Raw genomic sequence first — 16,284 nt, 5'->3', positions numbered from 1 at the left:
GGATCCAGCCGTCTACGCTGTCGGGACGCGATTGAAGATTGGGAACAAAGGACGTTACGAACGCACGCCCTGACATGGGATTGATTACCGGCCTGCCTGGCCAACCCGCCCGATGAGACTGTCGGGCTTTTTTATGCCTCAGGCCAGCGCCTTGAGTACCGCGCAAATATCCTGCAAAACAGTCGCTTCGCCCTTCTCGCCCCAGTACAAGGCAATCATTTGCCGATCGGCTTCAACCTTGTAGACGTTGGCCGGCAATTTTTCGAAATGATTGAGCAGGGACTCATCCTGGCAGACTTCTCGCCACTGGTTGACCCAGACGCCTGGCGCAGTCTGCCAATAGCTCCAGACAGCCGGTTCCTTGCCGCGCCGAGGCCGGTGGTACTGGGCACAGGGGTTTGGCGGCTGCTGGCCGAGCCAGTGCGGCCACTCCTGCGGCGCCAGCTGCATGGCCAGGCCCAGGCGTCGCGCCTCCATGCGCAGGGCCATGCGACCGCTCTGGACACGGGACGGTCGCAACCATGCCAGCGGACTTAACACCACCAACAGGATTGACACCACTATCCAGACCGTCATATTCGTACTCCCGAATTCTGATGAGCCCATTGAGCCACGTCGCCGTCAATGCGCTTGAAACCAGCCATACTTACCGTATCGCAATTCTCTGGAGTGCCTTCCATGTACTACAACCACGTTCTGGTCGCCGTTGACCTCACTGAAGAATGCGATCCCGTCGTCAAACGCGCTCGCGCCCTGTGCGACGGCAGAGACACCAAGCTGTCGCTGGTGCATATCGTCGAGCCGATGGCCATGGCCTTTGGTGGTGATGTGCCGATGGACCTTTCCCAGTTGCAGCAACAGCAATTCGATCAAGCCAAGGAACGCCTTGAGCGACTGATCGTGAAGTACCCTGACCTGAAAAAGGAAAACTGCCACCTGACCTACGGCCAGCCGCGCCAGGAGATCCATCACCTGGCCAAGGAGCAGGGTTGCGACCTGATCGTCGTCGGCAGCCATGGCCGCCATGGCCTGGCGTTGCTGCTGGGCTCGACCGCCAACGACGTGCTGCATGGCGCGCCTTGCGACGTGCTGGCGGTGCACCTGGTCAAGCGCAGCTGATTCACCCAAGGAACTCACTGAACCTGTGGCGAGGGAGCTTGCTCCCGCTTGAGTGCGAAGCACTCACCGCCAGGGGCCGCTTCGCAGCCCCGCGGGAGCAAGCTCCCTCGCCACAGTCATTGAGCGTGCGGGTTCAAGCGTCCAGCTCGGCCCAGCGCTCGACCAATGCATCCAGCTCAGCCTGCAGTTGCTCCAGGTGCGCAATCACCTTGGCGGTTTCGGCAGCAGGTCGCTGGTAGAACCCGGCGTCAGCCATTTCGGCTTCTACCGCTGCGATCTGCTGCTCCTTCGCGTCGATCTCACCCGGCAAGGCTTCCAGTTCACGCTGCAGCTTGTAGCTGAGCTTTTTCTTCGCTGGGGCCGCGGCGGCGACCGGAGCAGGCTCGGCCTTGACCACCGCCGAATTCAGGTCGGCCTTGCCGGACTTGCTCTCGGTGACCCCCAGCAGACGCGGCGAGCCGCCCTGGCGCAGCCAATCCTGATAACCACCGACGTATTCGCGCACCAGGCCTTCGCCTTCGAACACCAGCGTGCTGGTGACCACGTTGTCGAGGAATGCCCGGTCGTGACTGACCATCAGGACGGTGCCGTTGAAGGTCAACAACACCTCTTCCAGCAATTCAAGGGTTTCCACGTCCAAGTCGTTGGTCGGTTCGTCGAGCACCAGCAGGTTCGCCGGTTTGCTGAACAACTTGGCCAGCAACAGGCGGGCACGCTCACCGCCGGACAGCGCCTTGACCGGCGTGCGGGCACGCTGGGGGCTGAACAGGAAATCGCCGAGGTAGCTCAATACGTGACGGCTCTGGCCATCGATATCGATGAAATCGCGGCCTTCGGCCACGTTGTCGATCACGGTCTTTTCCAGGTCCAGTTGATGGCGCAACTGGTCGAAGTAGGCGACGTCGATCTTCGTGCCCTCTTCCACCTTGCCGTTGGTCGGCACCAGGCCGCCGAGCATCAGCTTGAGCAAAGTGGTCTTGCCGGTACCGTTGGCACCCAGCAGGCCAATGCGATCACCCCGCTGCAGTACCATGGAGAAGTCCTTGATCAGGAACGGACCGCCAGGGTGGGCGAAACTCACGTTCTCCAGCACCATGACCTGCTTGCCGGACTTGTCAGCGGTATCCAACTGAATGTTGGCCTTGCCGGTGCGCTCGCGACGCTCGCTGCGCTCCATGCGCAAGGCCTTGAGCGCCCGCACGCGGCCTTCGTTGCGGGTGCGCCGCGCCTTGATGCCCTGGCGGATCCAGACTTCTTCCTGGGCCAGCTTCTTGTCGAACAGCGCGTTGGCGGTTTCTTCCGCTGCCAGCGCCGCTTCCTTGTGTACCAGGAAGCTGGCGTAGTCGCCGTTCCAGTCGATCAGGCCGCCGCGGTCCAGTTCGAGGATGCGGGTTGCCAGGTTTTGCAGGAAGGAACGGTCGTGGGTGATGAACAGCACCGCCCCCTGGAAGTCCTTCAAGGCTTCTTCAAGCCAGGCGATGGCGCCGATGTCCAGGTGGTTGGTCGGTTCGTCGAGCAGCAGCAGGTCTGGCTCGGACACCAGGGCCTGGGCCAGCAGGACGCGACGACGCCAGCCGCCGGACAGCTCGGCGAGGGTCTTGTCGGCAGGCAGTTGCAAGCGACTCAGGGTGCTGTCGACCAATTGCTGCAACCGCCAGCCATCACGGGCTTCGAGGTCGTGCTGCACGTGCATCAACTTGTCCAGGTCAGCATCGGTGACGATGTTCTGGCTCAGGTGGTGATACTCGGCCAGCAGCGCGCCGACACCGTCCAGGCCTTCGGCGACCACATCGAACACGGTCCGCTCGTCGGCCACCGGCAGTTCCTGGGGCAATTCGCCGATTTTCAGGCCTGGCGCGCGCCAGACCGAGCCGTCATCGGGCTTCTGATCGCCCTTGACCAGCTTCATCATGCTGGACTTGCCAGTGCCGTTGCGGCCGATGATGCACACCCGCTCACCACGGGCGATCTGCCAGGACACCTTGTCCAACAACGGCATAGCGCCGAAAGCAAGGGACACATCGCTGAATTTGAGCAGGGTCATGAGCTTCTCCAAAAACCGGGCGCGCATTCTACCTGAGATGAGGCCTCAGGGGTCCGCCAATTTCGCCACCGAAGCACTCTGCATGACAAATGTTGCGAACTTGCACCGGCGGCCCTGCAAAGCTTTCGCCGGCTGCTGGCAAAAGGCTAAGCTACAGACAGTTACCCTGGGTTACCCCTTGGGCTTGTCATGTTTTCTATGCCCGGACGTCTCATGCGCAGTCGCCTTTTCAGTGTTTTATCGTGTCTTTTTGTATGTGCCACTGCCGTTCAATCCGCGCAGGCGGTGGATATCTCCACTCAACGCCAATATTACGACGAGGCCAAGCGTGCCTTGGCCAAGGGTGATTCCGGCCCTTACTTTCGCTACAGCCAGGCCCTGCGCGATTATCCGCTGGAACCCTACCTGGCCTACGACGAATTGACCGCTCGCCTCAAGAGCGCCAGCAACGCCGAAATCGAGAAGTTCCTCGCCGAACACGGTGATCTGCCCCAGGCCAACTGGATGAAGTTGCGCTGGCTGCGTTGGCTGACCGAACGCGGTGACTGGAAGACCTTCGTCAAGTATTACGACCCCAAGCTCAATTTCACCGAACTGGATTGCCTCAACGCCCAGTACCAGCTCAGCCATGGCTTGAAGGCCGAAGGCTATGCCAATACCGAAAAGCTGTGGCTCTCCGGCAAATCCCAACCCCAGGCGTGCGATGCCTTGTTCGGCCTATGGGCCTCCCAGGGCCAGTTGACCGAACAGAAACGCTGGGAACGCACAAAACTGGCGGCCCAGGCCCGCAACTATCCGCTGGCCAACAGCCTGGTCAGCGGTCTGACCACCCTCGCCCCCCGCGGCAAGCTGCTGGTGGACGTGGCGCAAAAACCCGAGCTGCTCAACCAGCCCTCGCGCTTCACCCCGGCCGATGAACCGATGTCCGACATCGTCAGCCTCGGCCTGCGGCGCCTGGCCCGCCAGGATCCGGAAAAGGCCATGGCGCTGCTGGACGGCTACGCCAGCACCATGCATTTTTCCCGTGATGAAAAAGTTGCGATTGCCCGGGAAATCGGCCTGACCCTGGCCAAGCGCTTCGACAGCCGGGCCTTGGACGTGATGACGAAATACGACCCGGAACTGCGCGATGACACCGTTTCGGAATGGCGCTTGCGCCTGCTGCTGCGCCTGGCCCGCTGGGACGATGCCTACCAACTGACCCGTCGCCTGCCCGAGTCGCTGTCGAGCACCAATCGCTGGCGGTACTGGCAAGCCCGTACGCTGGAATTGGCGCAGCCGCAGAATCCCGAGGCGCTGGCGCTCTACAAGCACCTGGCCCGTGAACGAGATTTCTATGGCTTCCTGGCCGCCGACCGCTCCCAGTCACCGTACTCGCTCGTCAACAAGCCGCTGGTGATGAGCCAGGCGCTGATCAACAAAGTGCGCAACACCCCTGGCGTGCGTCGGGCGCTGGAATTTCATGCCCGTGGGGACATCGTCGACGGGCGCCGCGAGTGGTATCACGTCAGCCGGCATTTCAACCGTGACGAAATGGTCGCCCAGGCGAAACTGGCCTATGACCTGAAGTGGTATTTCCCGGCCATTCGCACCATCAGCCAGGCCAAGTACTGGGACGACCTGGACATCCGCTTCCCGATGGCCCATCGCGACACCCTGGTGCGCGAAGCCAAGGTCCGCGGATTGCATCCAAGCTGGGCGTTCGCCATTACCCGCCAGGAAAGTGCGTTCATGGACGATGCTCGCTCCAGCGTCGGTGCCGCCGGCCTGATGCAACTGATGCCCGGCACTGCCAAGGAAACCGCACGCAAGTTCAGCATTCCCCTGGCCTCGCCGCAGCAAGTGTTGAACCCAGACAAGAACATCCAGCTCGGCGCGGCCTACCTGAGCCAGGTCCACAGCCAGTTCAACGGCAACCGTGTCCTGGCCTCGGCGGCCTACAACGCCGGCCCCGGTCGCGTGCGCCAGTGGCTGCGCGGCGCCGACCACTTGAGCTTCGACGTCTGGGTCGAAAGCATTCCTTTCGACGAAACCCGCCAATACGTGCAGAACGTGTTGTCGTACTCGGTGATCTACGGCCAGAAGCTCAACTCGCCGCAACCGCTGGTGGACTGGCATGAGCGGTATTTCGATGATCAGTGAGGGTTAGCGGCAAGCGTTGAGCTTCAAGCGGCAAGCTGTTCCTCAAAAGCAAAAAAAGCCCGTATCGAAAGATACGGGCTTTTTTTGATCGGTTTGTCTGGACCTTGCGGGAGCAGTTCTCAGTCAGCTGTCGACTCCAGCCCCACATTGAACTGCAACGCTGCCAGCCGCGCGTACAGCGCATTGCTGGCGACCAGCTCCTGGTGAGTGCCCACGGCAACCACCTTGCCCTGATCCATCACCGCGATCCGGTCAGCGTTTTTCACCGTGGCCAAGCGGTGGGCGATGACCAGGGTCGTGCGGTTTTTCATCAGGTTGGGCAGGGCTTGCTGGATCAGGTGTTCGCTTTGCGCATCGAGGGCACTGGTGGCTTCGTCCAGCAGCAGGATCGGCGCGTCCACCAGCAATGCCCGGGCGATGGCCAGGCGTTGGCGCTGGCCGCCGGACAGACCCTGGCCACCGTCGCCCAGGTGGGTCTGGTAGCCGCCGGGCATTTTTTCGATGAAGTCGTGGGCGTGGGCAATCTGCGCGGCCTCACGCACCTGCTCGGACGTTGCCCCAGGGTTGCCGTAGCGGATATTCTCTTCGACCGTGCCGAAAAACAGCGCCGGGTTCTGTGAGACCAGGGCGAAGTGGCGGCGCAGGTCCAGCGGATCGAGTCGAGTCAACGGCACGTCGTCGATCAGGATCTGCCCTTGCACCGGATCGTAGAAGCGCAGCAGCAGGTCATACACCGTTGACTTGCCCGCACCGGAAGGCCCGACCAGGGCCAGGGTCTCGCCGGCCTTGATGGTCAGGTCGAGACCGTCGACCGCATAACTGTCCGGCCGGGAGGGGTAGGAAAAACGCACGCCTTCGAGGCGCAGATCGCCTCGAACGCGCTCCGGCAACGTGACAAGGCCTGAAGCCGGTGGCTGGATGATGTTCTGCGAACGCAGTAACTCGGCAATGCGCTCGGCAGCACCCGCCGCCCGTTGCAGCTCCCCGATCACCTCGCTCAGCGTGCCGAAGGCACTGCCGACAATCAGGCTATAGAACACAAATGCCGCCAGCTCACCGCCGGAAATCCGCCCGGCGATCACATCCATGCCGCCGACCCAGAGCATCACCCCCACCGCGCCCAGCACCAGCACGATCACCAGGGTAATCAGCCAGGCCCGTTGGGCGATGCGCTTGCGGGCGGTGTCGAAAGCCTGCTCCACCGTCACGGAGAATCGTTGTTCGTCCTGGACCTGGTGGTTGTAAGCCTGCACGGTCTTGATCTGGCCAAGGGTTTCGGAGACGTAGCTGCCGACGTCGGCAATGCGGTCCTGGCTCTGGCGCGACAAACTGCGCACCCGACGACCAAAGACCAGGATCGGCGCCAATACCAGCGGCAGGGCGATCACCACGATACTGGTCAACTTGGGATTGGTGATGAACAGCAGCACGATGCCGCCCACCACCATCAAGGCGTTGCGCAAAAACAACGACAGCGACGAACCGATCACCGATTGCAGCAAGGTCGTATCGGCGGTCAGCCGCGACTGGATTTCCGAACTACGGTTGTTTTCATAGAAACCGGGGTGCAAGTACACCAGATGGTTGAAGACCTGCCGCCGGATATCGGCCACCACCCGCTCGCCGATCCAGGACACCAGGTAAAAACGTGCAAACGTACCGATCGCCAGCCCCACCACCAGCACCATGAACAGGCCGATGGATTGATTGAGCAGGTGCGGTGAGCGGGTCATGAAGCCCTGGTCCACCAGCAAGCGGATGCCTTGGCCCATGGACAAGGTAATACCGGCAGTGACAATCAAGGCCAGCAAAGCGCCGGCGACCTGTTTACGGTAAGGGGCGATGAAGCCGCTGGCCAGGCGTATGGCACGGCGATGTCGGGAAGAAAGCATCAAGGGCATCCGATAATGCAGCAGGAAAAAGGCCGGCCAGCGACGCGAAAGCGTAGCGGAGCCAAGTTGAATCAGAATGAGTCAGGTTAAATATGACCACAACGACTAGAGGCTAGATGTTATCGGTCTAAAGTCTGGCTGGAAACGCAACTGTGTTTCTGATTGAGTGGAGGTGTCGCCATGAACCTACAAGGAGTGTCATGGCTCGGTCACCTGGCGACATTAAAGTAGGCACACAACCTGATGAGGAGACAGGCCATGTCCTTGCAACACAGCAGCGACGACAAGATTCAAGTAATCCGCACGCAACCGGACCAGTCTCTGGGCTGCTCGTTCATCGATGCCCAAGGGCGCGAAGTACCGATCACCGAAGACATGATCCAAAAAGCCTGCAGCGAGCTGGAAAAACGACTGGTCAAGCCTGCCGAACAAAAGTGATACAGCCCGTCTTCAATTGGACCCGACCTTGATGTCGGGTTTTTTATGCCTGTTGATTTTGCAGGAACCTGTGGCGAGGGAGCTTGCTCCCGCTCGGCTGCGCAGCAGTCGTCACTCTTTGGATTGGGGTTGCTTCGCAACCCAGCGGGAGCAAGCTCCCTCGCCACAAGAGCATTTCCCCTTAAAGGGCGGTGGCACCCAGCGCCGTCACGATCTGTTGCAAGGCCGCCGACTGCCCTTCGATACGCACCTTCAGGCTGTCGATTTCCCGCCGCGGCGGGTAGTGCTTGCGCAGGGCATCGAATGCACTGCGTTGCTCGCTGACCGTTCCAACCAAGCTGCGGCGAAAGTTCGCGTCGTCGCCACGGGGGTCATACACGCTCCGGCATAACACCGCCAAGGCCCAGGCCGGGTCGGTTGCGGCATCCAGGGTGATGCCACCCAGCCAAGGTCGAGGCAACAGGTCGCCGAGGCTGACTTCAACCGGCCGCTCCAGGAAAGCGCACAAGGCCTGGTAGATCTGCGCCGTGCCGCGCTGGCGGCCATCGAGGCTGTAACCGGCAATGTGCGGGGTCGCGATCACGCACAAATCGGCCAGGTCCACATCCACGGTGGGTTCCTGCTCCCAGACATCCAACACCGCTTGCAGGTCCTCACGTTCCAGCAACACTTCGCGCAGCGCGGCGTTGTCGATCACCGGGCCGCGGGCCGCGTTGATCAGCCAGGTCCCGGGCTTGAGCTGGTTCAGACGCGCCTCGTCGAACAGGTGCCAGGTTGGTTGCTCACCGTCGCGGGTCAACGGTGTGTGCAGGCTGATCACATCGCACTGTTCGATGATCTGCTCCAGGCTCATATAGTCGCCCCCCTCGGCAGCCTGACGCGGCGGATCGCAGACCTTCACGGTCCAGCCCAACCCCTTGAGCACCTCGATCAACCGCCCGCCCACTTGGCCTGCGCCGACCACACCGAAGGTTCGTTGCTCAAGTTGCGCACCTTCGATTTCTGCCAGGGTCATCAGGCTGCCCAGCACATAGTCCACCACGCCACGGGCATTGCAGCCCGGCGCGCTGGCCCAGCGAATACCGGCCTCGGCGAAATAATCCAGGTCCAAGTGATCGGTGCCGATGGTGCAGGTGCCGACGAAGCGCACCTTGCTGCCTTCCAGCAGAGCCCGATTGATCTGGCTGACCGAACGTACCAGCAGCACGTCGGCTTGCTCGACCATCGTCCGGTCGATCCCCCGGCCCGGTACCCGGCGGATTTCGCCGAATCCTTGGAAAAATGCATCAAGCAGGGGGATGTTTTCGTCGGCGACGATCAGCATGGCAAAGCTCCTTTGGCGGGGTAGGCAGTGTAGGCGTTCCAGTAACTCCGTGCATTCCTTCAGTGAATGATGTTGTGGCGAGGGAGCTTGCTCCCGCTGGGTTGCGCAGCAACCCCAATCCAAAGAGCGACGACTGCTGCGCAGCCGAGCGGGAGCAAGCTCCCTCGCCACGGGTCACCCTGTTCCCGGTCCAAAGAGTACAGGCTGGATACAAGGGAGCGAGCAATTACAAATCCACAACACAGGTTTTTTCCTGACCACTGTGTCAAGGCGTAGAATTCGCCGCCTTGCGCTTAATCTTTTCGGACGCTTCGCCTGTGAACCCTGTAATCGATACCACCACCCTCTCCCGCCCGGCCCGCGTTCGCCTGGAACTCAGGACCTTGCTGGCCCTGGCCTTGCCGATCATGGTGGCGCAACTGGCAACCACCGCCATGGGGTTCGTCGATGCGGTGATGGCCGGTCGCGTCGGCCCACGGGACCTGGCCGCGGTGGCATTGGGTAACTCGATCTGGGTGCCGGTGTTCCTGTTGATGACCGGCACATTGCTGGCGACCACGCCGAAAGTTGCCCAACGCTTCGGTGCCGGCACGTTCGCCGAGATCGGCCCGCTGGTGCGCCAGGCGCTGTGGCTGGCATTGGTGGTGGGGTTGATCGCCTCACTGGCGCTGTTCAGCGCCGAACCGATCCTGCACATCATGAATGTCGACCCCGAATTGATTGGCCCATGCATGGAATACCTGCGCGGCATCGGCACGGGCCTGCCAGCCGTGGCGCTGTACCACGTACTGCGCTGCTTCAGCGACGGCCTGGGACGCACGCGGCCGGCGATGGTGCTGGGGCTGTGCGGGTTGGCGCTGAACATTCCGCTCAATTACATCTTCATCTACGGGCACTTGGGCGTGCCCGCCATGGGCGGGGTCGGTTGCGGCTGGGCCACGGCCATCGTGATGTGGGTCATGGCCCTGGGCATGGCCGGTTGGGCCCGCTGGGCACCGGCCTATCAGTCGAGCCGGTTGTTCAGCCGTTTCGACTGGCCGCAATGGGCGGTCATCAAGCGCCTGCTGGGCATCGGCCTGCCGATTGGCATCGCGGTGTTTGCCGAGTCGAGTATTTTCGCAGTGATTGCCCTGCTGATCGGCAGCCTCGGCGCCACGGTGGTGGCCGGGCACCAGATCGCACTGAACTTCAGTTCCCTGGTGTTCATGATCCCCTACTCCCTGGGCATGGCCGTGACGGTGCGGGTCGGCCAGGCCCTGGGGCGCGCTCAGCCCCGTGAAGCGCGCTTCGCAGCGGGGGTGGGCATGGGCACGGCGCTGGCCTACGCCTGCCTGTCGGCGAGCCTGATGTTCGCATTGCGCGGCCCCATCGCCGCGATCTATACCGCCGACCCGGTGGTGATCGAGGTGGCGTCGATGCTGATCGTCTACGCGGCGCTGTTTCAGTTTTCCGATGCGATCCAGGTCACGGCGGCGGGCGCGTTGCGCGGCTATCAGGACACCCGGGTGACGATGATCCTGACGCTGTTCGCCTATTGGGGTATCGGCCTGCCAGTGGGTTACGCCCTGGGCCTGACCGACTGGCTCGGTGTGGCCAGCGGCCCGAGTGGCTTGTGGCAAGGCTTGATCGTGGGCTTGAGCTGCGCGGCGCTGATGCTGTCGATCCGTCTGGCCCGCAGCGCGCGCAAGCAGATCCGCATCAGCCGCTCGACGGCTTAAGCAAGCTTCTTGCGGATCCAGTAGAGGTAGGTGCCTGCCTCTTCCTGCTGGGCCACCAGTTCGTGGTCCAGGAACACGCAAAACTTGGGGATGTCGCGGCGGGTCGACGGGTCGGTGGCGATGACTTTCAGCAGGCCACCGGGGGCCAGGTCGCGGATGTGCTGGTGCAGCATCATCACCGGTTCCGGGCAATTGAGGCCCGTGGCATCCAGCGTGCCGTCGACCGGCGTGTCGTTCATTTCACTCATGTTCTACTCCTGAAACTGGCCGGCATTGTCGCGCAATGTCGGCGCCCTTAACAGACCTGCATCCATCCCTGTGGCGAGGGAGCTTGCTCCCGCTCGGCTGCGCAGCAGTCGTCGCTCTTTGGATCGGGGTTGCTTCGCAACCCCGCGGGAGCAAGCTCCCTCGCCACAAAAGCTGTTCAAGACAGCATCAACGGGACTTCGGTTTCTTCGTATCCAACCGCCGCAAATGGCAGGTCACTTCCTCACGGTCGTGGTATAGCTGCTTGCAACCGATCTCGACCTTGATGCCCCGCGCCTTGAAACCGTCGGCGATGCGTTCGAGCAGGCGCTTGACCTCGGCGTACCGTTGCTTCATCGGCAGCTTGAGGTTGACCACCGCCTCGCGGCAATGACCCTCGCCGATCCATTCTTCCAGCATCGCCGCGTTACGCGCTGGCTTCTCGACGATGTCACAGACCATCCAGTCCACCGGCTGCTTGGGTTTGAACGTGAAGCCGTCTGCCATCAAATGCTGCACCAGGCCGGTGTCCATCAGGCTTTCAGCCATCGGTCCGTTGTCGATGGCCGTCACCAGCATCCCACGGTTGACCAGTTGCCAGGTCCAGCCACCCGGTGCCGCGCCGAGGTCCACGCCGGTCATGTCACTGTGCAGGCGCTCGTCCCACTGGTCCCGGGGAATGAAATGGTGCCAGGCCTCTTCAAGCTTGAGGGTGGAACGGCTCGGCGCTTCCCGGGGAAACTTCAGGCGGGGAATGCCCATGGGCCACATGGCCGAGTTATCGGATTCGGCCAGGCCCAGGAACACTTCGCGGCCACTCTTGAATGTCAGCAGCAGGCGCGGCTTGCGCGGATCGTCCACCAGCTTGCCGGCGCCAATCAGCGCCTTGCGCAAGGGGCCTTCGAATTTCTTGCAGAAGTTCGACAGTTCCTTGCCGTCGTTGGTATCCACCACTTCCAGCCACAGGCTGCCGCAGGTCGGGAAAGCAGCCATGTGGGCCAGGATGACACTGATGCGGTCGGTCTCCGGCAAATCGATGAAAGTACCCCGCGCCCACTGGCGCGGAAAAATCAGTTCGGCGAAACGCAGACCACCCATCAGCCGCTCGGCACCGTCGTCTTCAGTGCAGACAAATTCAGCGCAGGCACTGGCCGGTTTGGCCTTGGCGTAGCCGGCAACGTTGAGTCGGGCCGCGTGTTCAGCGATCTCGGAACAGACCTCGCCTTCGAAGCCCGGCCGGCAGTGCATGAAAAGCGTGTTCATTGAAACTCCGTAGCAAAGCCTGTCACGAAAACCGCCGCATGATAGCGGAGTTCGGAACCGCGAACCTGCCCATAGAGTCCAGTGATTAGTCATACGCTCAAAACAGGGCTAGGTTAAAGGCTCTGTCCGTTCCGTCAGTCCGTAGCCGTGCGGACTTAAAGGAGTGATTGCAATGCCGTCCCTCGATAGCCTGAAAACCCTTAAAACACTGCAAGTCGACGCCAGGACCTACCACTATTTCAGCCTGCCGGAGGCCGCCCGAAGCCTCGGCGACCTGGACAAGCTGCCCATGTCGCTGAAAGTGCTGCTGGAAAACCTGCTGCGTTGGGAAGATGAAAAAACCGTCACCAGCACCGACCTCAAGGCCTTGGCCGGTTGGCTGAAAGAGCGCCGATCCGACCGAGAGATCCAATACCGCCCGGCACGGGTGTTGATGCAGGACTTCACCGGCGTCCCCGCCGTGGTCGACCTGGCCGCCATGCGTGCCGCCGTGGAAAAGGCCGGCGGTGATCCCCAGCGGATCAACCCGCTGTCACCGGTGGACCTGGTGATCGACCACTCGGTAATGGTGGACAAATTCGCCAGCAGCCAGGCGTTCGAGCAGAACGTCGACATCGAAATGCAACGCAACGGCGAACGCTACGCCTTCCTGCGTTGGGGCCAGAGCGCCTTCGACAACTTCAGCGTGGTGCCGCCGGGCACTGGCATCTGCCATCAGGTCAACCTCGAATACCTGGGCCGCACCGTGTGGACCAAAGAGGAAGACGGCCGCACCTATGCGTTCCCGGACACCCTGGTAGGCACCGACTCCCACACCACCATGATCAATGGCCTTGGCGTGCTGGGCTGGGGTGTCGGCGGGATCGAGGCGGAAGCCGCCATGCTCGGCCAACCGGTGTCGATGCTGATCCCCGAGGTCATCGGCTTCAAACTCATCGGCAAGCTACGCGAAGGCATCACCGCCACCGACCTGGTGCTGACCGTCACGCAGATGCTGCGCAAGAAAGGCGTGGTGGGCAAGTTCGTCGAGTTCTATGGCGACGGCCTGGCCGACCTGCCCCTGGCCGACCGCGCCACCATCGCCAACATGGCGCCGGAATATGGCGCCACCTGCGGTTTCTTCCCGGTGGATGAGGTGACCCTGGACTACTTGCGCCTGTCGGGACGTCCAGCGGAAACGGTGAAATTGGTGGAGGCCTATTGCAAGGCCCAGGGCCTGTGGCGCTTGCCCGGCCAGGAACCGGTGTTCACCGACACCCTGGAGCTGGACATGGGCAGCGTCGAGGCCAGTCTCGCCGGACCGAAGCGCCCGCAGGACCGGGTTTCGCTGCCAAATGTCGGCCAGGCTTTCAGCGACTTCCTGGGGTTGCAGGTCAAACCCACCAGTAAAGAAGAAGGTCGCCTGGAAAGTGAAGGTGGCGGTGGCGTCGCGGTGGGCAATGCCGACCAGGTGGGCGAAGCCGAATACGAATTCGAAGGCCACACCCATCGCCTGAAAAACGGCGCGGTGGTGATTGCCGCCATTACTTCGTGCACCAACACCTCCAACCCCAGCGTGATGATGGCCGCCGGGTTGCTGGCGAAAAAAGCCGTGGAGAAAGGCCTGACCCGCAAGCCTTGGGTCAAGAGCTCCCTGGCCCCGGGTTCCAAGGTGGTCACCGACTACTACAAGGCGGCCGGCCTGACCGAATACCTGGATAAACTCGGTTTCGACTTGGTGGGCTATGGTTGCACCACTTGCATCGGCAACTCCGGACCGTTGCCGGAGCCCATCGAAAAAGCCATCCAGAAAGCCGACCTGACGGTGGCTTCGGTGTTGTCGGGCAACCGCAACTTCGAAGGCCGGGTGCACCCACTGGTGAAGACCAACTGGCTGGCTTCGCCACCGCTGGTGGTCGCCTATGCCCTGGCCGGCACCGTGCGCATCGACATCAGCAGCGAGCCGCTGGGCAACGACCGGGACGGCAAGCCGGTGTACCTGCGGGATGTCTGGCCCAGCAGCCAGGAAGTGGCCACCGCCGTCGCCCAGGTCAACACCAGCATGTTCCACAAGGAATACGCCGCCGTATTTGCCGGTGACGAGCAATGGCAAGCCATCGAAGTGCCGCAGGCGGCGACTTACGTCTGGCAGGACGACTCGACCTACATCCAGCATCCGCCGTTCTTCGACGCCATCGACGGGCCGCCACCGGCCGTCAAGAACGTCGAAGGCGCCCGGATCCTGGCGCTGCTGGGAGACTCGGTCACCACCGACCACATCTCCCCGGCCGGCAACATCAAGGCGGACAGCCCGGCCGGTCGCTACCTGCGCGAACAAGGCGTGGAACCGCGAGACTTCAACTCCTACGGTTCCAGGCGTGGCAACCACCAGGTGATGATGCGCGGCACCTTCGCCAATATCCGCATTCGCAACGAAATGCTCGACGGCGAAGAAGGCGGCAACACGATCTACATTCCCAGTGGCGAAAAAATGCCGATCTACGACGCCGCCATGCTGTACCAGGCAATGGGCACGCCGCTGGTGGTGATCGCCGGCCAGGAATATGGCACCGGATCGAGCCGGGACTGGGCAGCCAAGGGCACGAACCTGCTAGGGGTCAAGGCGGTGATCGCCGAAAGCTTCGAGCGTATCCATCGCTCCAACCTCGTGGGCATGGGCGTGCTGCCGTTGCAGTTCAAGCTCGACCAGAACCGCAAGAGCCTGAACCTCACGGGCAAGGAAACCCTGGACATCCTCGGGCTCAATGACGTCGAACTGACGCCGCGCATGAACCTGCCCTTGGTCATTACCCGCGAGGACGGCAGCCGGGAGCGAATCGAAGTGTTGTGCCGGATCGATACCTTGAATGAAGTGGAATATTTCAAGGCCGGCGGAATCCTTCACTATGTGTTGCGGCAATTGATTGCCGGCTAGAAAGACCCGTCTCTTACAGCGAACACGGGTCAGTGAAAAACAAGCCCCTCTGTGGGAGCAAGCTTTCGCGATAGCGGTAGAACAGCCAACATCGATGTTGACTGACAAGCCCCTATCGCGAGCAAGCTCGCTCCACAGGTCCTGTGGCTTACTGACCGTCATTAGCGTTTTAACAAGCGGCGTTTTTGCACGAGCCCGCCTATAATCCCGTCGGCAATCACGGAACAGAGTCAGCCAACGGCTTGCCCCCTCCTACGCATGAACCTGCATGGATACAAAACGTGCTCTTTGCGCAATATGGCAGCGTCATAGACGCGGCGGCCACTTTCGCCCAAAGCTCTACCGTCTAAAAGGATGTTGTATGCCCGCTTTACCCTGGCCCTACCTGGCCATGCTCGCCATCGGCTATGGCTTGGCCCTGGCCTACGGCCAGTTGGCCTGGACCGCCCTCATCTCAGTCGCGCTATTGCTGTTCGCCGGATATGCCGTTCGCCAGCAACCCATGCCAATCGGCCGGTTTCTCGGTCACATTCTATTTGTGGTACTGGCCCTGGCGTTGGCCTTGCATTGGATGCCCGGCTTCTTCAACGGGCGGGCGATCCCGGCGCAACGCTTGACCGACGACGCCGCGCCATTTGCCATGTACCTGAACCAGGACAAGCCCCTGATCGGATTCTGGCTGCTGCTGGCCTGCCCCTGGATAGTCGGCCAGCGGTCACTTCGCCTGTCGGTCTACGCCACGGCCCTGGGGCTGGCGCTGAGCGCGGTGCTGGCCCTCGGCGGGGCGATGCTGCTGGGCATGATCCACTGGGCACCAAAATGGCCGGAACACGCCTGGTTGTGGGTGCTCAATAATCTTTTATTGGTGACGCTTGTGGAGGAAGCGCTATTTCGTGGCTACATTCAGGGAGGCTTGAGCCGACGCTTCAAACACCTGGGTTACGGCGACAACCTGGCGCTGCTCCTGACCTCGCTGCTGTTCGGCCTGGTACACGCTGGCGCAGGTTGGCAATGGGTGCTGTTGTCGGGCCTGGCGGGGGTCGGCTACGGCCTGGCGTATCGTTTTGGCGGTCTGGGCGCGGCGATTGCTACGCATTTTCTTCTCAATCTGCTTCATTTCGCCCTATTTACCTACCCGATGCTGGCGTGATAGCGACAGGCAAAAATAACTTCAATTAAAACCT

Annotated in this window: 12 protein-coding genes; 6 read left to right on the top strand and 6 right to left on the bottom strand. The window is 61.8% G+C overall.

Annotated features, from left to right (window positions below):
* Positions 1–138 precede the first annotated feature (138 nt).
* Positions 139–576 (bottom strand): hypothetical protein, encoded by a 438-nt coding sequence (locus BLU76_RS13635; protein WP_003199638.1) that lies wholly within the window; start codon positions 574–576, stop codon positions 139–141.
* 102 nt (positions 577–678) lie between these two features.
* Between BLU76_RS13635 and BLU76_RS13630 the strand changes: the two genes are divergently transcribed.
* Positions 679–1,119, top strand: a complete 441-nt coding sequence (locus tag BLU76_RS13630; RefSeq protein ID WP_063322188.1) for a universal stress protein — start codon at positions 679–681, stop codon at positions 1,117–1,119.
* Positions 1,120–1,252: 133 nt separating this feature from the next.
* On the opposite strand, the gene BLU76_RS13625 is transcribed toward BLU76_RS13630, so the two are convergent.
* Positions 1,253–3,163: an ATP-binding cassette domain-containing protein gene (locus BLU76_RS13625; RefSeq protein ID WP_092148392.1), complete on the bottom strand. Its 1,911-nt coding sequence runs from the start codon at positions 3,161–3,163 to the stop codon at positions 1,253–1,255.
* Positions 3,164–3,376: 213 nt separating this feature from the next.
* On the opposite strand from BLU76_RS13625, the gene BLU76_RS13620 reads away from it, so the two are divergent.
* Positions 3,377–5,305 carry a transglycosylase SLT domain-containing protein gene (locus BLU76_RS13620; RefSeq protein ID WP_092223083.1) on the top strand — a complete coding sequence of 643 codons (1,929 nt, stop codon included), beginning with the start codon at positions 3,377–3,379 and terminating at the stop codon, positions 5,303–5,305.
* 119 nt (positions 5,306–5,424) lie between these two features.
* Here the strand turns inward: BLU76_RS13620 and BLU76_RS13615 are convergent, their stop codons facing one another.
* Positions 5,425–7,206 carry an ABC transporter transmembrane domain-containing protein gene (locus BLU76_RS13615; RefSeq protein WP_161951739.1) on the bottom strand — a complete coding sequence of 594 codons (1,782 nt, stop codon included), beginning with the start codon at positions 7,204–7,206 and terminating at the stop codon, positions 5,425–5,427.
* 249 nt (positions 7,207–7,455) lie between these two features.
* Here BLU76_RS13615 and BLU76_RS13610 point away from each other — a divergent pair, with 249 nt between their 5' ends.
* Complete coding sequence (locus BLU76_RS13610) at positions 7,456–7,635, top strand: PA1571 family protein (RefSeq protein WP_003199629.1); 180 nt, start codon at positions 7,456–7,458, stop codon at positions 7,633–7,635.
* Positions 7,636–7,816: 181 nt separating this feature from the next.
* Here BLU76_RS13610 and pdxB read toward each other — a convergent pair whose 3' ends face one another.
* Positions 7,817–8,959: a 4-phosphoerythronate dehydrogenase PdxB gene (gene pdxB / locus BLU76_RS13605; protein WP_092148401.1), complete on the bottom strand. Its 1,143-nt coding sequence runs from the start codon at positions 8,957–8,959 to the stop codon at positions 7,817–7,819.
* Positions 8,960–9,276: 317 nt separating this feature from the next.
* Between pdxB and BLU76_RS13595 the strand changes: the two genes are divergently transcribed.
* Complete coding sequence (locus BLU76_RS13595) at positions 9,277–10,677, top strand: MATE family efflux transporter (protein WP_092148407.1); 1,401 nt, start codon at positions 9,277–9,279, stop codon at positions 10,675–10,677.
* Here the strand turns inward: BLU76_RS13595 and tusA are convergent.
* Both tusA and rlmM read right to left on the bottom strand, forming a co-directional pair.
* Positions 10,674–10,925 carry a sulfurtransferase TusA gene (tusA, locus tag BLU76_RS13590; protein WP_003183455.1) on the bottom strand — a complete coding sequence of 84 codons (252 nt, stop codon included), beginning with the start codon at positions 10,923–10,925 and terminating at the stop codon, positions 10,674–10,676. The two genes, BLU76_RS13595 and tusA, sit on opposite strands and share 4 nt — an antisense overlap.
* Before the next feature lie 187 nt (positions 10,926–11,112).
* Positions 11,113–12,186, bottom strand: a complete 1,074-nt coding sequence (gene rlmM, locus BLU76_RS13585; protein ID WP_092148410.1) for a 23S rRNA (cytidine(2498)-2'-O)-methyltransferase RlmM — start codon at positions 12,184–12,186, stop codon at positions 11,113–11,115.
* A gap of 172 nt (positions 12,187–12,358) precedes the next feature.
* Between rlmM and acnA the strand changes: the two genes are divergently transcribed.
* Both acnA and BLU76_RS13575 read left to right on the top strand, forming a co-directional pair.
* Positions 12,359–15,100, top strand: coding sequence for an aconitate hydratase AcnA (gene acnA / locus BLU76_RS13580; protein WP_092223081.1), 2,742 nt, complete (start codon positions 12,359–12,361; stop codon positions 15,098–15,100).
* Between the two features lie 361 nt (positions 15,101–15,461).
* The gene (locus BLU76_RS13575) at positions 15,462–16,250 is read left to right on the top strand and encodes a CPBP family intramembrane glutamic endopeptidase (protein WP_092148417.1); all 789 of its coding nucleotides are present in this window, start codon (positions 15,462–15,464) and stop codon (positions 16,248–16,250) included.
* Positions 16,251–16,284: the final 34 nt, after the last annotated feature.

The organism is Pseudomonas sp. NFACC08-1 (assembly GCF_900106735.1).
Lineage (GTDB): Bacteria > Pseudomonadota > Gammaproteobacteria > Pseudomonadales > Pseudomonadaceae > Aquipseudomonas > Aquipseudomonas fluorescens_Q.
This window is presented reverse-complemented; position numbering and strand designations above follow the sequence as displayed.